A 17,127-nucleotide genomic window follows, 5' to 3' on the forward strand; every position below is an offset into this window, starting at 1 on the left:
GCGCCGATGAAGGAAACGCCAGACCTGTACGGCGCTTATCCGCGGCTGGATGAGGTCCAACTGGCCGAGCTGCAGTCGCTCGGCGAGCGCCGTACGACGAGTTCCGGCGAGGTGCTGCAGCAGGCCGGAGAGCCGGCGGACGAGTTCATCGTCGTCCTTGACGGCACGGTCGCCGTGATGCAGGACGTGGCCTACCAGGAGCGTGTGCTTGCCGTCCACGGTCCGCGTCGCTTCCTCGGCGAGGTCGGCACGCTGACCGGGCAGGCGCTGTTCCTCTCCGCCGTGGCGCAGGAGCCGGGCGAGGTGCTCGTCGTACCGCGCGACCAACTGAAGGACCTGGTCTCGCGGGATCCGCGACTGGCCGACCTGATTCTGCGAGCGTTCCTGATCCGTCGGTCGCTCCAGCTCACCCTCGGCGCGGGCTTCGCGATCATCGGGTCACGGTTCTCCGCCGAGACCCGCCGGTTGCGCGACTTCGCCGCGCGTAACCGGCTGCCACATCACTGGATCGACCTGGAGACCGACGCTGAGGCCGAGCGCATGCTTCGCGAACTCGGCATCGAACGGGACGAGACGCCAGTGGTGATCTGGCGCGGTGAGGTGCTGCGGAACCCGAACAACGAGCGCCTGGCCGCCGCGGTGGGACTCCGCCGTACGCCGCCGGCCCGGTCGGTGTGCGATCTGATCGTGGTCGGCGCCGGTCCGGCCGGTCTCGCTGCCGCGGTGTACGGCGCGTCGGAAGGTCTCGCGACAGTCGTCCTGGACTCCGTGGCCACCGGAGGCCAGGCGGGCACATCGTCGAGGATCGAGAACTACCTGGGCTTCCCCGCGGGTATCAGCGGCGCTGAACTCGCCGACCTCGCCGAGATCCAGGCCAGGCGCTTCGGCGCCGAACTCATGGTGCCGGCAACCGCCGCGTCGCTGGGGGAGCGGGACGGACACCACGTCGTGGTGCTGCAGGACGACGCACGGATCAGCGGTCGGGCGGTGCTGATCGCCTCGGGCGTCCGCTACCGAAAACTTGACGTGCCCGGATTGGACGCCGTGACGTCGACGAGCGTGTACTACGCGGCGACCGAACTGGAGGCGAACCTGTGCCGGGCAGACCCGGTGGTGATCGTCGGCGGCGGCAACTCGGCCGGACAGGCCGCGGTCTTCCTCGCCCAGCACGCTGCCAAGGTGCTGCTCGTTGTCCGGAGCAACGAACTCGGGCAGGACATGTCGCGCTACTTGGCTGACCGGATCGAGCGCACCGACGGGATTCACGTCCAACCGCACAGCGAAGTGCGCGAGGTCCAAGGTGACCGGGCGCTGGAGGCCGTCGTGGTCGAAGACTCGAAGACCGGCGAGCGCCACGTCGAACCGGCGAAGGCCCTGTTCGTCTTCATCGGCGGCCTCCCGCACGTCCACTGGCTGGGCGACCAGATCCTCCTGGACGATCGGGGCTTCGTCCGGACGGGCAGTCAGCTACCAGGCGAGCGGCAGTTGCTCGAGACGAGCAGGGCGGGAGTGTTCGCCGTCGGCGACGTCCGCAGCGGGTCGGTGAAACGGGTGGCCGCCGCCGTGGGCGACGGTGCCCTCGCCGTACGCATGGTGCACGAACATCTCGGCCACACTCGACGATTCGTTGCCAGCAGCAACAACCGACAGACAGCGGGAGGCCACTCATGGCCAAGGCAGTAGACATCAACCAGAGCACGACGAGCGTGGATCCGCATCTGTACCTGGTCAGGCCGGTGCGGCCACGTACACCCGAAGGATGCGAGGAGTGCCTCGAGCTGAACTCGCCCTGGGTGCATCTACGCGTGTGCCTCAGCTGCGGCCACGTCGGCTGCTGCGACTCGTCCCCGCTGAAGCACGCCCGCGCGCACGCGGCGTACTACCGACACCCGATCGTGCAGTCCTTCGAACCGGGTGAGAACTGGCGCTGGTGCTACGTCGACGAGGCATTCGTTTGACCGACAAGACTCCCACCGGCGGACCTGCCGTGACGCAGGAACCGGAGTCGCGCCTCAACCGGGCAGATGCCGAGCGGCTGCTTGCCGGTGGCAACTTCTTCTGGATCGACCTGCAGCGGCCGACGGCCGAGGAGTTCACGATTCTGCGCGACGTCTTCCGGTTTCACCCGCTGGCGCTGGAGGACAGCGAACAGTTCGATCAGCGGCCGAAGATCGAAGAGTACGACGACTTCGTCTTCCTGGTCCTGTACGGGGCGGTACCGGACGACGGCCGCCTCGTCGAGGTGCATTGCTTCTACTCCGAGCACTTCCTCGTCACCATTCGCCGTGACACGGTTCCGGCCCTGTCCGACGTACGGCGCAGGTACGAGGCCGGGACCAAGGCTGTCGAGGACCCCATCTGGCTCGCGCACCGATGCTTCGATGCCCTGGTCGACAGCTTCCTCGCCATCCTCGCGGGTTTCGACGACCGCATCGACGACCTCGAGGACCGGGCCTTCCGCGACGTCACCGACGAACGACAACTCCAGGAGATCTCCACCCTGAAGCGTGCGCTGGTCAGGATGCGCAAGGTAGTCGAGTCGCAGCGGGACGTGTTCGCGAGCCTGGTCGGCGGCGTGACCGAGTTGCCCGGCATGACGCACGAGGCCGAGCGGTACTTTCGCGACACGCACGACCACCTGATCCGGATCAGCGGCCTGATCGACACCTATCGCGATCTGCTGACTGCCTCGACCGACGTCTTCCTGTCGACGGTGTCCAACCGCCAGAACGCCGTGATGAAGCAGTTGACGGTCATCTCGACCGTCTTCTTGCCGCTCAGCTTCATCAGCGGCTTCTTCGGACAGAACTTCGATTGGATGATCACCCACGTCGGTGGCTGGCCCGCCTTCGCTGCCCTCGGCATCGGTCTGGAACTCGTCGCCGTTGCCTTGATGGTCGTCTTCTTCAAGCGCCGCCATTGGTTCTGAACACTCGCGTTCCGGCGCATTCTGCGGTTTGATCCAGTCTGCTAGGGGGTTTCTTCAGCTGTAGTTCGATCTTCGAGGGAGGGGTCCAATGCGCAAGTACGCCACGCGCGCAGCCATCGCGGCAGTGAGCGTCGCCGGGCTGTTGTGGGTCGCAGCCGGAACGGGCACGGCGACAGCCGGCCAGGAGCGGCAGTACGTCGTTCTCTACGCCCAGGGCGGATCTGCCGCGGCCGCGCACGCCGCGATTGCGGCTACCGGCGGCACGGTACTCGACGAGAACACGGCGATCGGGGTCGCCACCATCACCACCAAGAGCGACGCTTTCCTGGCCGCGGCCCGTAGCTCGGCCGCGATCGAGGGCGTCGCACGGAGTACGGTCATCGGCCACGCGCCCGACGACAGCCTTGCCAACGGCAAGGTGAACTTCCCGCGCGACGCTGCGCAGGCTGACCTGCTGGGTGCGACCGCGGGTCGTACGACGTCTGCGGGCGCCGACAAGAATCAGGAGCCGCTGGCCGGGCTGCAGTGGGACATGCAGCAGATCGGCGCCACCGCCGACGGCTCACAGCGCTATGAGCAGGGCAAAGGCGTGCGCGTCGGCATCATCGACACCGGCGTCGACGGCAGCCATCCCGACATCGCCGGCAACTTCGACAAGGCTCTGAGCCGGAACTTCACCACCGACATCCCGGTCGACGCCAACGGCGCAACGGTCGACGGACCGTGCGAGCACCCGAGTTGCGTCGACCCTGCCGACGAGGACGACAACGGTCACGGTACGCACGTCGCCTCCGAGATCGCGTCGCCGGTCAACAAGCTCGGGATCGCCGGCGTCGCGCCCAAGGCGACGATCGTCAACCTGCGGGCCGGCCAGGATTCGGGCTTCTTCTTCCTGCAGCCCACGGTCGATGCGCTGACCTACGCGGGCGATCACGGCATCGACGTCGTGAACATGAGCTTCTACGTCGATCCGTGGCTGTTCAACTGCACCGACAATCCGGCCGACACGCCGGAGGACCGGGCTGAGCAGGCAACTGTCATCCAGGCGATGCAGCGGGCGCTCGACTACGCCTATGGCCATGGCGTGACGCTGGTGTCAGCGGCGGGCAACGGCGCGACCGACTACACCAAGACGATCGTGGACTCGTCGAGCCCGGACTTCCCCAGCGTCCCCGGTGAGGCGCCGTACACGCGGACGATCCCGACTTCGTGTATCTCGATGCCGTCCGAGGGAAACCATGTCCTCTCGGTGACCAGCACCGGTATCTCCACGCGCAAGGCCTACTACTCGGACTACGGCAACGGCTACGCCGACCTGTCCGCGCCCGGCGGGGACGTGTACGACACCGCGGACCAGAAGCGTGACCTCACCAAGGCCGTGCTTGCGGCGTACCCGAAGCACCTCGCCGAGGAGCGCGGCCAGCTCAATCCCGATGGGACGCCGAACACACCGAGCGTCGTTCAGAGCTGTTACAAGAGCGTCTGCGGTTACTACCAGTACCTGCAGGGCACGTCGATGGCGTCACCGCACGCGACCGGCGTCGCTGCACTGGCGGTCGGCCGGCTAGGCGTTCCGGACCGAGTCAACGGCGGCAAGAAGGCTTGGCCGGCGCTCGTCGAGCTGCTCTTGCGCGGAACGGCGACGAACCACGCGTGCCCGACACCGCCGCTGTTCACCTACACCCGTCAGGTCCTGCAACCCAACGGGACCTACCTGACCGTGACAACCAACCACCTGTGCGAAGGCACCCCGACAAACAACGGCTTCTACGGCGACGGCATCGTCAACGCCAAGAGGGTCGCAAGAGGCTTCTGACCACGACCTGACCCGGCGACGAGGCGCGTCCCCAACCGGGCGCGCCTCGTTCCGCCGGTGACGTCAGGCGAGCATGCTCCGGCCCAGCCAGTCGTCGGCGTCCTGGACGCCGGGCAGGGCGAAGAAATAGCCACCGCCGAAGGGGGAGATGTAGTCGACCAGGGGTTCGTCGATCAGGAGAGTCTGTACGGCGACGAACTGACGGTCGAGGTCGGCGTTGAAGCAGATGAAGATCATGCCCAGGTCGAGCTGGCCGTTGGGCTCGACTCCGGCGCTGTAGTTGAAGCCGCGGCGCAGCATCCGCCGGTCGTCGGCGGTGCCGTCGTGCGGGTTGGCGAGGCGGGTGTGAGCTGTCAGCGGCACCGTATTGCCGTGCGCGTCTCGGTAGTAGCTGGGGAGCTGGAGCTCCTCCTGTCCGGCTACACGTTCGCCCGGACGGCCGGACAGCGGTGCGCCGGTGTCGCGGTCGCGGCCGAAGATTCGTTGCTGCTCGTTGATCGAGATCCGGTCCCAGAACTCCACGAACATCCGGATCAGCCGGACCACGTGGTAGGACCCGCCGGTCACCCAGTCCGGTTCGTCGCCGCCGGCCTTGGTCCACACCAGCCGGTCGAGGAGGTCGGGACGGTGCAGGATCTCCTGGTTGGCCGTGCCGTCCTTGAAGCCGAACAGGTTGCGCGGCGTCCCGGTCGGCCGCGGCGGGCTGGTGAAACCCTCCAGCTGCCACAGCACCTGCAGGTCGGCGCGGGTCGCGCGCATCAGGATGCGGAGCGCGTGCAGCACGGTGTCGAGGTGATCGGCGCAGATCTGCAGCAGCAGGTCCCCGTCGTAGCGGTCGGGGTCGAGTGCGTCGTTCGGGAACTCGTCCATCGCGCGCAGCCGGGCTGGTTTGACGTCGGTGAGGCCGTACCTGTCGTCGAACAGGCCGGCCCCGACGCTGACCGTGACTGTGAGACCGTCGGGCACCGTGCCCGGGCCGAGCACGCCGTTCTCGTACGGCGTCGACACGAGACCGTCGTGGCTGCCGCGCCCGGCCGGCGCGTCGCCGCCGGTGACCAGGTAGCGGATGGTCGCCGTGAGAGTCTGAAACAGCCGCTCCAGCGCCGAGCGGTCGGGCGCGGTCACGAGAAACGCGACGACCATCGCCGCCTGCTGCGCGGGGTCGAGAATGCCGGCCTGATGGGCGCCCTCGAACCGCAGAGCGGCGGGAGAGTTGTCAGTCATGGGTGATCGGGCCTCGGTCGCTGGTGGCGTTGCGTGGGTCGATGACGGCCGCCGCGTGGGAGAGCAGTTCGACGCTGTGCTGCACCGCCGCGTTGACCGCCGCCCGCTGCCGGGCTGACAGCGCGGCCAGTCCGACCCAGCCGTCGTCGTGGTGGTGGCTGCGGACCACCTGCTGGGTGAGCCGGAGCTGCTCATCGGTCTGGTTCAGGTACGGGTCCTGCTTGCGCAGGATCGGCCGCAGCGGGTCCAGCGCCTGCCAGACCCCGGTGATGTTCGCGTCCACGGTCGCCAACTCCGTCTGGCTGCCGGCGTCGCCGATCCCGTTCAGGTCCCACTGCAGCGCATCCTCGAGAATCTCGTGAGCCCGCCGACCGATGTCGATCGGCGTGATCGCGTTCGGCAACGCCAGTTCGTCGGTGAGCCGCCCGATCGCCTCGAGCAGCGCGTCGACGTGCGGCACGATCGTCGCCGTCGGGCGGTTGTGCCACAGCATCGCCTCGACCTTGCGGAAGCCTGCGAAATCCGCGTCCGCGAGCCGGTCATTGGCGACGCGCGGCGGGTCGGCGTTGATGTCGTCACCGGTTTCGTCGTACGCGCGGTAGGCGCCGCCGAGCGTCTCGTAGGTGAGGTGAGCGGTCAGCCAGTTGAGTCGGGCTTCGGCCGCGTCGCCGACATGCAGCGCGCTCCTCAACTGTTCGACCTGGTGGATCAGGCTCGGCAGCTGGCCGGTGATCCAGCCGACGTAGGAGTTGATCGGGATCCGCAGGTCGAGCCCGGTCACGGGGACGATCCCGTGCACGTCGTACGGCAGCGGGTCTCCGGTGACGACGACCGGCCGGCTGTACTTGATCGTGTAGTCGGTGATGCAGACCCATCGGTACGTTCCGGGCGGGATCGATGCCGTGACCGCACGGCTGACACCGCGGCCGAAGTGCTCGACCTCGAGGTAGATCCGCTCGGTCGCGGGATCCTCGAGGTAGACCTCCGCGCCGGCGCCCTCGTTGTTGACGAACACGAAGTCGTAGCGACCGGCCGGTCCGCCGAGCCAGTCGTCGATGCCGTACGGCGAGCCGACGGCGAGCTCGATCGGCTCCGGCCGGCTCGACGGCAGTGATGCTGCGGCCGCCGGGACCGTCGTACTACTCACCGAGCCCAGGCTGGGTGGCGTTCGTGAACGGATCGGGTGATGTCTCTGACGCAGCGGTGAACAGCGAGTGGCCCGCCCGGCCGGTCCAGGTCACAGGGTTCCTGACTTTTCAGGGAATGTTCACGAGGCGATGCTCGCGAGGTCCGGACCATTGCCAGTTGACTGTGGGGGACTTCCGCCACGAGAGGCTAGGTAGCAAACCCATGTCTGACAACGATTCGGCATCCGCGGACGGCACCAAGGCGGCCACGGAGCGCACCCGGATCAGCCGACGCCGGCTGATGCAGACCGCGGGCGCCGCCGGCGCCGTGGTCGCCGCCGGAGGGCTGTCCACCGCCCCCGCCGACGCCGCACCGGACGCGACCGGAACGATCGGTACGGCCGGCAGCAAGCCCGGCTCGACGGCGCAGCACTCGCGCCGTACCGGCACGATCAAGGACCTGAAGCACGTCGTGATCGTGATGCAGGAGAACCGGTCGTTCGACCACTACTTCGGCACCCTCGACCTGGCCGGCGCGCGCGGCTTCGGCGACAAGCAGGTGCTGACCTGGCAGAACGGCCAGACGATCTACTACGACCCCAACAGCCGCGCCGAGGGGTACCTGCTTCCGTACCACGCTGACAGCCTGAAGTACAACGCGCAGAACACCAGCGCGCGCAACCGCTACTTCATGGAAGCCGACGTGCCGTGGCACCACGCGATCGCCAAGGCCTACACCATCGGTGACCACTACTTCTGCTCGCTGGACACCAGCACCAGCCCGAACCGGATCATGATGTGGGCCGGCACCAACGACGCGGCCGGCACCCAGGGCGGTCCGGTCATCAACAACAACGGCGACTACGGCTACGCCTACAAGTTCACGACGTACCCGGAGACGCTGCAGGACGCCGGTGTTAGCTGGCAGATCTACGTCAACAACGACACCGACGACGACTTCCTCGGCGACTACACGGACAACACCGTGCGTTCGTTCGCGGCGTTCGACCCGAAGAACGCGAACCCGGAGAACACGCTGCCCCGCAAGGGACTGCTTGCCCGAGGCAACGTGGTGTACGCCCACACCACGCAGCCCGCCGGCATCAAGAACGACACCTCGAACGTCGACTACGTGCTGCGGGACTTCATCGCCGACTGTGCGTCGGGCGACATCCCCGAGGTGTCCTGGGTCGTCGCGCCCGCGGCGTGGACCGAGCATCCGACGTACGCCCCGAACAACGGCGCGGTCTACACCGACCGGGTGATCCAGGCGGTGCACGACAACCCCGAACTGTGGGAGTCGACGCTGGTCATCCTGAACTACGACGAGCCCGACCACGCGAACCGGATCGGTGAAGGCGGCTTCTTCGACCACGTCGTACCGCCGATCCCCGAGGTCGGCACCGTCGGCGAGCGCGCGCCCGGGCTCAAGCCGGGCTTCGGCGGCCGGGTGCCGTTCGTGCTGGTCTCGCCGTGGACCCGCGGTGGCTTCGTCAACTCCGAGGTCTTCGACCACACCTCGACGATCCAGCTGATCGAGGAGTGGACCAAGAGCCTCGGCAGGCCGGCCATCTGCACGAACATCAACGACTGGCGGCGCGGCGTTTCCGGCAACCTGCTCTCGGCGATCGACTTCGGCAACTTCGACACGTCGTTCCCGAAGCTGCCGAAGCCGGCCGACCTGCTCAAGTCGGTCGTCGTCGACGCGAGCCTGCCGCCCGTGCCCCAGCCGGCCGTCGGTGCGCAGGTCCTGCCGACTCAGCCGATCACCGGCAGGGCGAAGCGGAGCCCGCTGTCGTTCCAGCCCAACGGCGTCCTCGTCGAGAACCCCGTGACCGGGGCGGTGACGGCAACCTTCACCGTCGAAGGCGGCCCCAACGGCAAGGCGGTCAGCCTGGTCGGGTTGGCCGACAAGTACGTGCCCGCCCTCGTCGGCGCCGAGCCGCTCGGCATCGGCCAGGACGCGCTGCCCCTCACCGCCGGCAACCACCGGCCGAAGTCGTACACCTGGGACACCAAGACGACGAACGGCAGGTACGCGTTCACGTTCTACGGCCCCGACCACTTCATCCGATCCTTCGCCGGCAGCGTCGTCCTCGCCACCGACCAAGCCTCGGCCAAGCCGCAGGTCGACGTCCAACTGGTCAAGCCGCACGGCCGATCGGCCGCAACCGTCAAGCTCACCCTGTCCGCCGCCGGCCGGCCGGTGATCTACACCCTCACCCCGAACGACTTCGCCGGCCGGACAACCACCATCCAGGTCCCCGCCGGCAAACACCGCACCATCACCTGGCCAACCGAAGACGGCTACTACGACGTAATCATCACCGCAAAGGAGTCCCCAGACTTCACCCAGCGGTACGCCGGCCGCACCGCGCAGAAGTAATCCTTCTACGCCCACCGAGTCGCAGCTGTGCCCGCCTTCCTCCCGGATCGCGGGCACATCAGCGCGTCGTCCCATCCATGGTGGTCGCTCGCGTAGCCAGCCGAATGCGATGGCGCCGTTGGGGTCCATCGCGCCGGGGAAGGTGACGTCCCGTCCGCTCGGGTCTTGCACCCGGAGTACGAGGAACTGGTCGGCGTCTTTGGTGCTGGAGGCAACGGTCAGGTGGGCCGAGGCCGGTCCGGGTCAGCGGCCACTCGATCTCGGCGCGCTGCGCGAACGTGCCGTCCACCCGGCGTAGGTTGAGGAACACCGGTGGCTGGTCGTGCCACCCGGTGTCCTCGTCCTTGAGGAAGTGGCCGAAGAACCTTTTCTGCAGCCGCAGGCCGTAGTCGGTGTAGAACTCGACCCAATGCTGCTGCCCGTGGACCTCGAGCCACTTCTGGTCGGCCGGGATCGCGTTGTAGCCCTCGAATCCGCCGCGAGTGTGCAGGTGGTGCCCCCAGTTCGTGGCAGACAGGGCGGGCACGGTGATCCAGGTGAGGTCGGCCGATCGGTCGCGGTAGTACTTGTCCAACAGTCGCGGTAGTACTTGTCCAACAACGGGTGGGCGACCACGTCTGCTCGGCTCTTTTCGAGCACGTCCGGATCGAGCGTTTCCGGGCCGGCCACTGGTACTCCGGTGACTGGATTGCGTGCGCCGCGGTCGCCGACGCCGTGCTGCATCGCCTCCACCTGCGGTGGGAACCACTGGCTGAGGAAGTCGCTGGGGATACCGCCGTGGTGGGTGAACTCGCGGTACTAGTCGGTCGCACCTTCCCACGGCCAGATCGCCGCGAGATGCGGTGGACGAACCGGCGAGAGCGTCGGGATGCTCGGCCTCCAGGTTCGACCACGCGAACCGGAACGCCTCCTGGAACGACAGACCTTTGGCATACGGACCGTGGGTCATGATCACCGGACCGCGGCCGGCGCGGCCCCACCAGGGGGACAGCGGCAGCGGCGGCGGATACTCTCGATCCGCTGAGCAGATGGAGGTTCGGGCATGGAGCTGCGGCAGCTACGCCATTTCGTCGCGCTCGCGGAGGAGCGCAGCGTGACCGCCGCGGCCCGCCGCGAACTGATCGTGCAATCCGGCCTGTCGAACTCCCTGCTGTCCCTGGAACGCGAGCTGGGCACCGAGCTGTACCTGCGCGGTACCCGCCCGGTGCGGCTCACCGCCACTGGAGAGGCCCTGGTGGCACCGGCGCGCGAGGCGTTGCGTGCCGCGGAGACCGCCCGTCGCGCGGTACAGGAGACCCGGGACGTGCTCGTCGGCCGGCTCCGTCTCGGCATCGCCCTCTCGGCGCAGTACCTCGTTCCGTTCGCGGGCTATCTGGGCGCGTTCCTGCGCGACCACCCCGGCGTCGACGTGCGGATGCGCGGAACTGCCGCGCTGGACATGCTGGACATGGTGGAGAACGGCGAGCTCGACTGCGCCATCGGGCCGGCGCTGGAGCAACGCGGCCGGTTGCGTCTGACCTCGCTGGCCAGCGAGCCGTTGGCGCTCACCTGTCGCAGCGACCACGCGCTCGCCGGCCGTGACCGCGTGACGATCGCTGACCTCGACGGCGAGCGGTTCGTCGACGTACCCCCGGGCTGGACCGCGCGACTGATGTGCGACGCCCTGTTCGCCGGAGCCGGACTGACCCGACGCATCGTTGCGGAGGTCGGCGACTGGGAGGTCCTGCTGGAGCTGATCGCCGCCGGCGCCGGCATCGGGTTCACCCCGGTGGGCCTGCAGTACGAGGTCCTGACCGATCCCGACGGCCCGCTGCGGCACCTTCGAGTCGACGGTGTGCAGATGGATCGCCACCTCTACCTGATCCTGCCGCCACGCGCCGAGACGAGTCCGGTGGCCGCCGCGTTCGCAGCCGGCATGTTGGCCCAGCACCGCGCCGACTGAAGGGTTCCGGCCTCGGGATCTCCAGGAGAGATGGAAGGCATCTCATCCAGGCCCGCGAAGTCCGGCATCGGCTTTCGCAGGCCGGAGGTTCTCAACGAGTGGAAGCACCATTCGCTCGTGAGAGGTTGGAAATGAATACAGCTACAGACTCGTCCCCGGTCGCGGTTGCCGGCGCCGGGCGGCATCTGGCGGGTTTCTGGTTCGTGGGCGCCGCGTTCCTGACGTTGATGGCGTTCGGCACCGTCCCAACTCCGCTATGGCCGATCTACCAGGTCCGGGATCACTTCGGGCCGACGACGGTGACGATCGCCTTTGCCGTGCTGGTCATCGGCACCGGCGCCAGTTTCCGGCTGCTGGGCCACCTTTCCGATCGGCTGGGCCGCCGACGGGTGATCGTCCCTGGCCTACTGGTCGCGATCTTGGCCGACGCGGTGCTTGCCTTCTGGCCCGACCTGCCCGGGCTCATCGTCGGCCGGGTCCTGACCGGTGTCGCGATCGGACTGATGGCATCGACCGCGACTGCCTATCTCAGCGATCTGTACCACGCGGCGCGGCCAGGACGGGACGGATCACCCGTTCCCGCAGTGGTCGCAACCGCTGTCAATCTGGGTGGTCTGGCACTCGGCCCGCTGGCAGCAGGCGTGCTGGCCCAATGGGCGCCGTCACCCTTGCATACGCCGTACGTCGTCTTCGGAGTGTTGATGGCGGGGCTGCTCGTGCTGGTGCTGGCCAGCCCCGAGACCATCGACACCGAGGCGGCGGCTCAAGACCGGCCGGTGCGGTTCGCTCTGCGTCCAGGACAGCGCGCAGCGTTCGGGGCAGCAGCAGCCGTCGGGTTCTTCGCGTTCGCGGTGATGGGATTGTTCTCGTCGCTCGGCGCCATCATCGTGCGCGGTGAGTTGGGCATCACCTCGTACTTCGTCGCCGGGCTCGCGCCGTTCGCTGCCTTCGCCGCGTCGGCCGTCGCGCAGCTCGCGCTCGGTAAGCTCGCCCACTCGACGGTGCTGCTGATCGGCGGGCTGCTGTTCCCGATCGGGCTGGCGCTGACCGCGGTGTCGCTGTACCAGCCGACGCTCTGGCTGGCGCTCACGTCTGCGGCTCTCGCCGGGGCCGGCGCGGGGCTCCTGATCAAGAGCGGTGTGACTCAGGCTGCGATCGCCGCGGTGCCGGCTTCGCGGGCCGGTGTCCTCGCCATGTTCTTCATCATCGCGTACCTCGGCATGGGGCTGCCGTCGATCGCGTTCAGCCTGGTCATCCAGCACGTCGCGCTCCGGCCGTCGATGATCGGTTTCGCCAGTGTGCTGTCGGTCGGCGCCTTCGCCGCCATAGTCACCGCTCGCCGATCGACCGCCGTCACTCGATAGCCCTGCCGGCGGCGGCCGAAGACTCGAGGCCATCACCCACGGGCCGGCCCGTTTCGTCCCGGATCGAGTCCAGGGCTGTGGTGAGGACGGCGTCGAGTATCGCCTTGGCCTGGTCGCCTGCAGGGAGGGCTCGCGCGATCGTGATGGCGCCCACGATCGAGGCGACGAGGGTCCAGGCCTGTTGCGCCTGTTCCTCCTCGTCGCCGGGCAGGGCGGGGGCGATGGTGGCGATCACCTCGACCATCCGGCGGCGGTAGGTCTCACGGACCGAGTCGCTCGCCCGTGCCACGTCCGCGCTGAGCGACGGCATCACGCAACCGTCTGCCGGGTTCTCGCGGTGCAGGTCGCTGAGGTAGACGCGGAGAACCTCGCCGAGCATGCGCCGTCGTACCGCCGGTTCCTGGTCGGCGAGATCGGCGAACTCGATGCCCAGTTGGGTGGCAACGACCTCTTCGAGGACGGCTTCCTTGTTGGCGAAGTTGGAGTAGAGGGCCCCTGAGGTGACCTGGGCAGACGCGGCCAAGCCATCGACCCCGACGCCGTGGAAGCCGCTCTCCTTGAGCGTACGGCCCGCTTCCTGCACGATCGCGGCCTTGGCCTGAGCCCTGTGCTCCTTCGTGTACCTCATCGTTCACGTCCTCCCGATGCGTTGGACATTAGCGTAGCGCTCGTTATGTAACGAGCGCTCCGCCAGGACCCGGTTGAGGCCGACCGGGCGTTGTTGATTTTCCGGATGTTCAGTGATGCAGGAATTCCAAGGTCTGCTGCACGAACAGGGCGTGGTGCTGGAAGATGCCGCCGTGCCCGGAATCGGGGTAGATGCTGAGTCGGGCGTCAGGGAGCAGCTGTGCCAACGCGAAGGAATTGATGGTCGGCAGCATGATGTCCTCGTCGCCGTTGACGACCAGGGCAGGCTGCGTCACGGTCGCCAGTCCGGCCGGTGAGGTGCCCTGCTCCCACTTGGCGAGCGCGGTGATCTGGGCGCCGATCGACTCGTTCGTCACCGGCGTATCGCGGTCCTCCAGGGTGCGCTCGTCGAGCCCGGCTCAGAAAGGCGTCCGCGGCTGCCTGACTGGTCGGTGTCGGCGAGAAGAACAGGATGTGCTTGGGGTGCTTTCCCCGGTCCGACGCTTGCTGGATTGCACTCTGCAACAGCGGGCCGGCGTTCGCACCTCCCTTTCCACCGGCGGGCGCGGTTCCGGCCAGAACGAGGCGCCGGACGAGGTCCGGACGCTTCTGGGCCACGACCTGGGCGACCATGCCGCCCAGGGAGAAACCCACCAGGTCGACCGTTCGCAGTCCGAGAGCCTCGATGAAAGCCACGGCGTCCTCGGCCATGGCCTCGACGTTGTCGGGGGTCGCACCTCCGGATCGCCCAACGCCGCGGTTGTCGAAGGCGATCACGTGCCGCTCGGCGGCGACGCCATCGATCACCGCGGGGTCCCAGTCGTCCAGTACAGCCGTGAGGTGGTGCAGGAATACGACTGGTACGCCGCCTTCGTCGCCCACCTGCCGATAGGCGAAGGGCACTCCGTTGACATCGACCGTGATGGTCGGCGCGTCCTTGTAGCTCGCTGTCATCTCTTCACTCTCCAACTAGTGCAGTCGTAGGATAACGATCGCTATATAACGAACGTTATCCCATCCGGGCGGGATTGCACGAACCCGACAGCAAAGGGGCAGAGATGCGATGAGGATCCAGGTACTGATCGTGGGAGCCGATCCGGTGGCGCTGGTCGCGTCGACCCGGATCACGTTGGCGCCTTGGACTACCTCGAGCGAGTCCTTCCGCGCCCGGCCGGTTGAGGTGGATCTGCAAGAGAGATGGGAGGCATCTCATCCAGGCCCGCGAAAGCTGGCATCGGCTTCGCGAGCAGGAAGTTCTCAACGAGTAGAAGCACCATCCGCTTGCGAGAGGTTTGGAAATGAGTACAGCTCCACGGTCGTCTCAGCTCGCGCACCTGGGAAGCGTGCGTGCACTTGCCGTCGTCATCGCGGCGGTCGCCGCCATCGCCGGCCTGCTCATCGCGGCCGAACCCGGGGCGTCCGCACGGACCGGATCCGCTCGGGCACCATCCGGCCCAGGCCGCGCGGCCCTCACGGCCGTCACGGCCGTCACGGCCCAAGGGGCCTGCTCACTCAACCCGTCACCACCGGCCGGCTTCGTCGAGCGCAAAGTCAAGGTCAACGGAATCGGCATCAACTACGTGCGCGGCGGTCACGGGCCGACCCTGCTCCTGCTGCACGGCTACCCGCAGACCTGGTTCACGTGGGACCACGTGCTGCCCGCGCTCGCGCAGCACTACACGGTCGTCGCACCCGATCTGCCCGGCGCCGGGCTAAGCGATGCTCCCGCCTCCTCCGCCGCCTATACGAAGAAGGCCATGGCCGCCGACATCTACGCGCTCATGGTCAAGCTCGGCCTCAGTCACAACCTCAGGATCGTCGGCCACGACATCGGCACCACAGTCGCCTATCCGTACGCCGCTGCCCATCGCGACGACGTCGTGAAACTCGTGCTCAGCGAGGCCCCGATCCCGGACCCGGTCATCTACACCTTCCCTTCGCTGACTCCGAACGGTCCCGGGCTGTGGTGGTTCGGCCTGTTCGCCGAGCGGAACGGCCTGGCCGAGGACTTGATGACCGGCCGGGAACAGCAGTGGGTGGCCGACTTCATGCCGACGAGCGAAGTCGTCAAGGGCGCCCTCACCCCATGCGACCTGGCGACCTACGCCCACTTCCTCGCCCGACCCGGACACCTGCGGGCAAGCATCGAGTGGTTCGCCACTCTGCCGCAAGACGTCAAGGACAACGCGATCTACCAGCAGACCAAGCTCAGCATGCCGGTTCTCGCGATCGGTGCCTCGGGCAACCTCGGCACGCGTGAGGCCACGTGGGTCCGCCAGTACGCCACCAACGTGACCGGGCTGGTCATCCCGAACTCCGGCCACTGGCTCTACCAAGAACACCCCGCGGAACTCGCCGGCGTCCTCCTTCAATTCCTGCGATAACCCGCCCTGAGGCGGCTGCCGCTGCGCCCAACGGCAGCCGCCCGTACAGAACGATGCTGTTATCGACATGCGACCGACTCTGGTGGCGTTGGCGCGCAGGCCCAGCGCGAGGGACCGTGTGACCGGCAGTTGGTTTGGCGCCTCCGGCGCGGGATGTGCACGCGCCGAAAGAACAGTCGCCGCTGAAGGCGGTGTCCGATGGACCGGCGACCGGAAACAGAACAGGCGTCCGATGGGCCGCCCGAGTTTGTGTCCGAGGGGCACACGCAGTATGCGAGGCAAGCATGGAGGGACGTCGCTTGGCTGCCGGATCGGGGGAGCGTGGCATGCTGGCGGCGTGGAGGACGGGCTGACTGCGGGGCTTCGGTTGCCGTCGCCGGTTGTTGAGATCGACGATGAGCGGTTGAGGGCTGCGGGGGTGCGGGTCCTGCTGAAGCGGGATGATCTGATTCATCCGGAAGTGCCGGGGAACAAGTGGCGGAAGTTGAAGTACAACGTCGCGACTGCCCGGGAGTTGGGGTTCGAGACTCTGCTGACGTTTGGTGGGGCGTACTCGAATCACCTTCGGGCGACTGCGGCGGTCGGGTCGTTGTGCGGGTTCAGCACGATCGGTGTGGTGCGGGGTGAAGAGCATCTGCCACTCAACTCGTCGCTTCGGTACGCCGTCTCGCGCGGTATGCGGCTGATGTACGTCGACCGGACGACGTACCGGGCGAAGACCACAGCGGCTGTGATCGGGGCGCTGCGTCAGGAGTTCGGCGACTTCTATCTGATTCCTGAGGGCGGCAGCAATGCCGACGCGGTTAGGGGATGTGCTGAGTTGCCGTCGGAGTTGGATGCGTCGGTCGACGTCGTGTTTTGTGCGGTTGGCACCGGCGGGACGCTCGCGGGTGTGGCTGCCGGCATGCGGCCGGACCAGCTAGTGATTGGGGTGCCGGTGCTCAAAGGTGGGGAGTTCCTTGAGGGCGACATCGCTGCGCTGCAGGAGCAGGTGTACGGCGCGCGTACCGGGGTGTGGCGGCTCGAGTGTGGTTACCACTTCGGTGGCTACGCGAAGCGGACGTCAGAGCTCGGCGATTTCATCGACGACTTCGAGGTGCGGCACGGTGTGCGGTTGGACTGGGTGTACGAGGCGAAGATGATGTACGCACTGTTCGACCAGGTGGCTCGCAATGCCTTTGCGAGGGGCACGACGATCGTTGCCTTGATCAGTGGGTCTGGCGACGTTCCAGGAGAACCGGAGGCGGTGTCGGCTGACGCCGGTGGAGCAAGCAGCGTGCACGCGACGAAGGAGCGGGCTTAGCGGCGGCGTTTACGAATCGCAGTCG

Annotated in this window: 15 protein-coding genes; 9 read left to right on the plus strand and 6 right to left on the minus strand. The window is 67.5% G+C overall.

The features are described 5' to 3' along the window. Positions 1–6: 6 nt before the first annotated feature. The 4 genes from ACWF4Z_RS28045 (at position 7) to ACWF4Z_RS28060 (ending at position 4,745) form a co-directional block, all read left to right on the plus strand. Entirely contained in the window at positions 7–1,683 is a 1,677-nt protein-coding gene (locus ACWF4Z_RS28045; protein ID WP_452246138.1) for an FAD-dependent oxidoreductase, read from the plus strand. Next, complete coding sequence (locus tag ACWF4Z_RS28050) at positions 1,668–1,958, plus strand: UBP-type zinc finger domain-containing protein (RefSeq protein ID WP_452246139.1); 291 nt, start codon at positions 1,668–1,670, stop codon at positions 1,956–1,958. Before ACWF4Z_RS28045 ends, ACWF4Z_RS28050 begins: the two co-directional genes overlap by 16 nt. Positions 1,959–1,987: 29 nt before the next feature. Next, positions 1,988–2,929 carry a magnesium/cobalt transporter CorA gene (gene corA, locus ACWF4Z_RS28055; RefSeq protein ID WP_452246140.1) on the plus strand — a complete coding sequence of 314 codons (942 nt, stop codon included), beginning with the start codon at positions 1,988–1,990 and terminating at the stop codon, positions 2,927–2,929. Between the two features lie 88 nt (positions 2,930–3,017). Next, positions 3,018–4,745: a S8 family peptidase gene (locus ACWF4Z_RS28060; RefSeq protein WP_452246141.1), complete on the plus strand. Its 1,728-nt coding sequence runs from the start codon at positions 3,018–3,020 to the stop codon at positions 4,743–4,745. A gap of 63 nt (positions 4,746–4,808) precedes the next feature. On the opposite strand, the gene ACWF4Z_RS28065 is transcribed toward ACWF4Z_RS28060, so the two are convergent. Both ACWF4Z_RS28065 and ACWF4Z_RS28070 read right to left on the minus strand, forming a co-directional pair. Beyond that, on the minus strand, positions 4,809–5,969 hold the full coding sequence (locus ACWF4Z_RS28065) for a Dyp-type peroxidase (protein ID WP_452246142.1): 1,161 nt from the start codon (positions 5,967–5,969) through the stop codon (positions 4,809–4,811). Continuing rightward, on the minus strand, positions 5,962–7,116 hold the full coding sequence (locus ACWF4Z_RS28070; protein ID WP_452246143.1) for an imelysin family protein: 1,155 nt from the start codon (positions 7,114–7,116) through the stop codon (positions 5,962–5,964). Before ACWF4Z_RS28070 ends, ACWF4Z_RS28065 begins: the two co-directional genes overlap by 8 nt. 203 nt (positions 7,117–7,319) lie before the next feature. On the opposite strand from ACWF4Z_RS28070, the gene ACWF4Z_RS28075 reads away from it, so the two are divergent. Beyond that, a complete protein-coding gene (locus ACWF4Z_RS28075) occupies positions 7,320–9,482 on the plus strand; it encodes an alkaline phosphatase family protein (RefSeq protein WP_452246144.1) in 2,163 nt (720 codons plus the stop codon). Between the two features lie 58 nt (positions 9,483–9,540). Here the strand turns inward: ACWF4Z_RS28075 and ACWF4Z_RS28080 are convergent, their stop codons facing one another. After that, the gene (locus tag ACWF4Z_RS28080; protein WP_452246145.1) at positions 9,541–10,056 is read right to left on the minus strand and encodes a hypothetical protein; all 516 of its coding nucleotides are present in this window, start codon (positions 10,054–10,056) and stop codon (positions 9,541–9,543) included. A 468-nt stretch (positions 10,057–10,524) separates the two neighbouring features. Between ACWF4Z_RS28080 and ACWF4Z_RS28085 the strand changes: the two genes are divergently transcribed. After that, positions 10,525–11,424: a LysR family transcriptional regulator gene (locus ACWF4Z_RS28085; RefSeq protein ID WP_452246146.1), complete on the plus strand. Its 900-nt coding sequence runs from the start codon at positions 10,525–10,527 to the stop codon at positions 11,422–11,424. 131 nt (positions 11,425–11,555) lie between these two features. Further along, complete coding sequence (locus ACWF4Z_RS28090) at positions 11,556–12,788, plus strand: MFS transporter (protein WP_452246147.1); 1,233 nt, start codon at positions 11,556–11,558, stop codon at positions 12,786–12,788. Here the strand turns inward: ACWF4Z_RS28090 and ACWF4Z_RS28095 are convergent. From ACWF4Z_RS28095 to ACWF4Z_RS28105, 3 genes are all read right to left on the minus strand, one after another. After that, positions 12,778–13,416, minus strand: coding sequence for a TetR/AcrR family transcriptional regulator (locus ACWF4Z_RS28095; protein ID WP_452246148.1), 639 nt, complete (start codon positions 13,414–13,416; stop codon positions 12,778–12,780). The genes ACWF4Z_RS28090 and ACWF4Z_RS28095 overlap by 11 nt on opposite strands. Positions 13,417–13,525: 109 nt before the next feature. Beyond that, the gene (locus ACWF4Z_RS28100; RefSeq protein WP_452246149.1) at positions 13,526–13,711 is read right to left on the minus strand and encodes an alpha/beta fold hydrolase; all 186 of its coding nucleotides are present in this window, start codon (positions 13,709–13,711) and stop codon (positions 13,526–13,528) included. Further along, positions 13,623–14,369, minus strand: coding sequence for an alpha/beta fold hydrolase (locus tag ACWF4Z_RS28105; RefSeq protein ID WP_452246150.1), 747 nt, complete (start codon positions 14,367–14,369; stop codon positions 13,623–13,625). Before ACWF4Z_RS28105 ends, ACWF4Z_RS28100 begins: the two co-directional genes overlap by 89 nt. A gap of 344 nt (positions 14,370–14,713) precedes the next feature. Here ACWF4Z_RS28105 and ACWF4Z_RS28110 point away from each other — a divergent pair, with 344 nt between their 5' ends. Together ACWF4Z_RS28110 and ACWF4Z_RS28115 are read left to right on the plus strand one after the other, a co-directional pair. After that, a complete protein-coding gene (locus ACWF4Z_RS28110) occupies positions 14,714–15,799 on the plus strand; it encodes an alpha/beta fold hydrolase (protein WP_452246151.1) in 1,086 nt (361 codons plus the stop codon). Positions 15,800–16,136: 337 nt separating this feature from the next. Next, a complete protein-coding gene (locus ACWF4Z_RS28115) occupies positions 16,137–17,102 on the plus strand; it encodes a 1-aminocyclopropane-1-carboxylate deaminase/D-cysteine desulfhydrase (RefSeq protein WP_452246152.1) in 966 nt (321 codons plus the stop codon). Positions 17,103–17,127: the final 25 nt, after the last annotated feature.

It is taken from the genome of Kribbella sp. NPDC055071 (assembly GCF_053608045.1).

What these genes read in the sequence shown, in the direction of transcription:
- ACWF4Z_RS28045 (WP_452246138.1), top strand. Translation starts at nt 7, where the DNA reads ATGAAGGAAACGCCAGACCTGTACGGCGCTTATCCGCGGCTGGATGAG.
- ACWF4Z_RS28050 (WP_452246139.1), top strand. Translation starts at nt 1,668, where the DNA reads ATGGCCAAGGCAGTAGACATCAACCAGAGCACGACGAGCGTGGATCCG.
- ACWF4Z_RS28060 (WP_452246141.1), top strand. Translation starts at nt 3,018, where the DNA reads ATGCGCAAGTACGCCACGCGCGCAGCCATCGCGGCAGTGAGCGTCGCC.
- ACWF4Z_RS28065 (WP_452246142.1), bottom strand. Translation starts at nt 5,969, where the DNA reads ATGACTGACAACTCTCCCGCCGCTCTGCGGTTCGAGGGCGCCCATCAG.
- ACWF4Z_RS28075 (WP_452246144.1), top strand. Translation starts at nt 7,320, where the DNA reads ATGTCTGACAACGATTCGGCATCCGCGGACGGCACCAAGGCGGCCACG.
- ACWF4Z_RS28085 (WP_452246146.1), top strand. Translation starts at nt 10,525, where the DNA reads ATGGAGCTGCGGCAGCTACGCCATTTCGTCGCGCTCGCGGAGGAGCGC.
- ACWF4Z_RS28090 (WP_452246147.1), top strand. Translation starts at nt 11,556, where the DNA reads ATGAATACAGCTACAGACTCGTCCCCGGTCGCGGTTGCCGGCGCCGGG.
- ACWF4Z_RS28095 (WP_452246148.1), bottom strand. Translation starts at nt 13,416, where the DNA reads ATGAGGTACACGAAGGAGCACAGGGCTCAGGCCAAGGCCGCGATCGTG.
- ACWF4Z_RS28105 (WP_452246150.1), bottom strand. Translation starts at nt 14,369, where the DNA reads ATGACAGCGAGCTACAAGGACGCGCCGACCATCACGGTCGATGTCAAC.
- ACWF4Z_RS28110 (WP_452246151.1), top strand. Translation starts at nt 14,714, where the DNA reads ATGAGTACAGCTCCACGGTCGTCTCAGCTCGCGCACCTGGGAAGCGTG.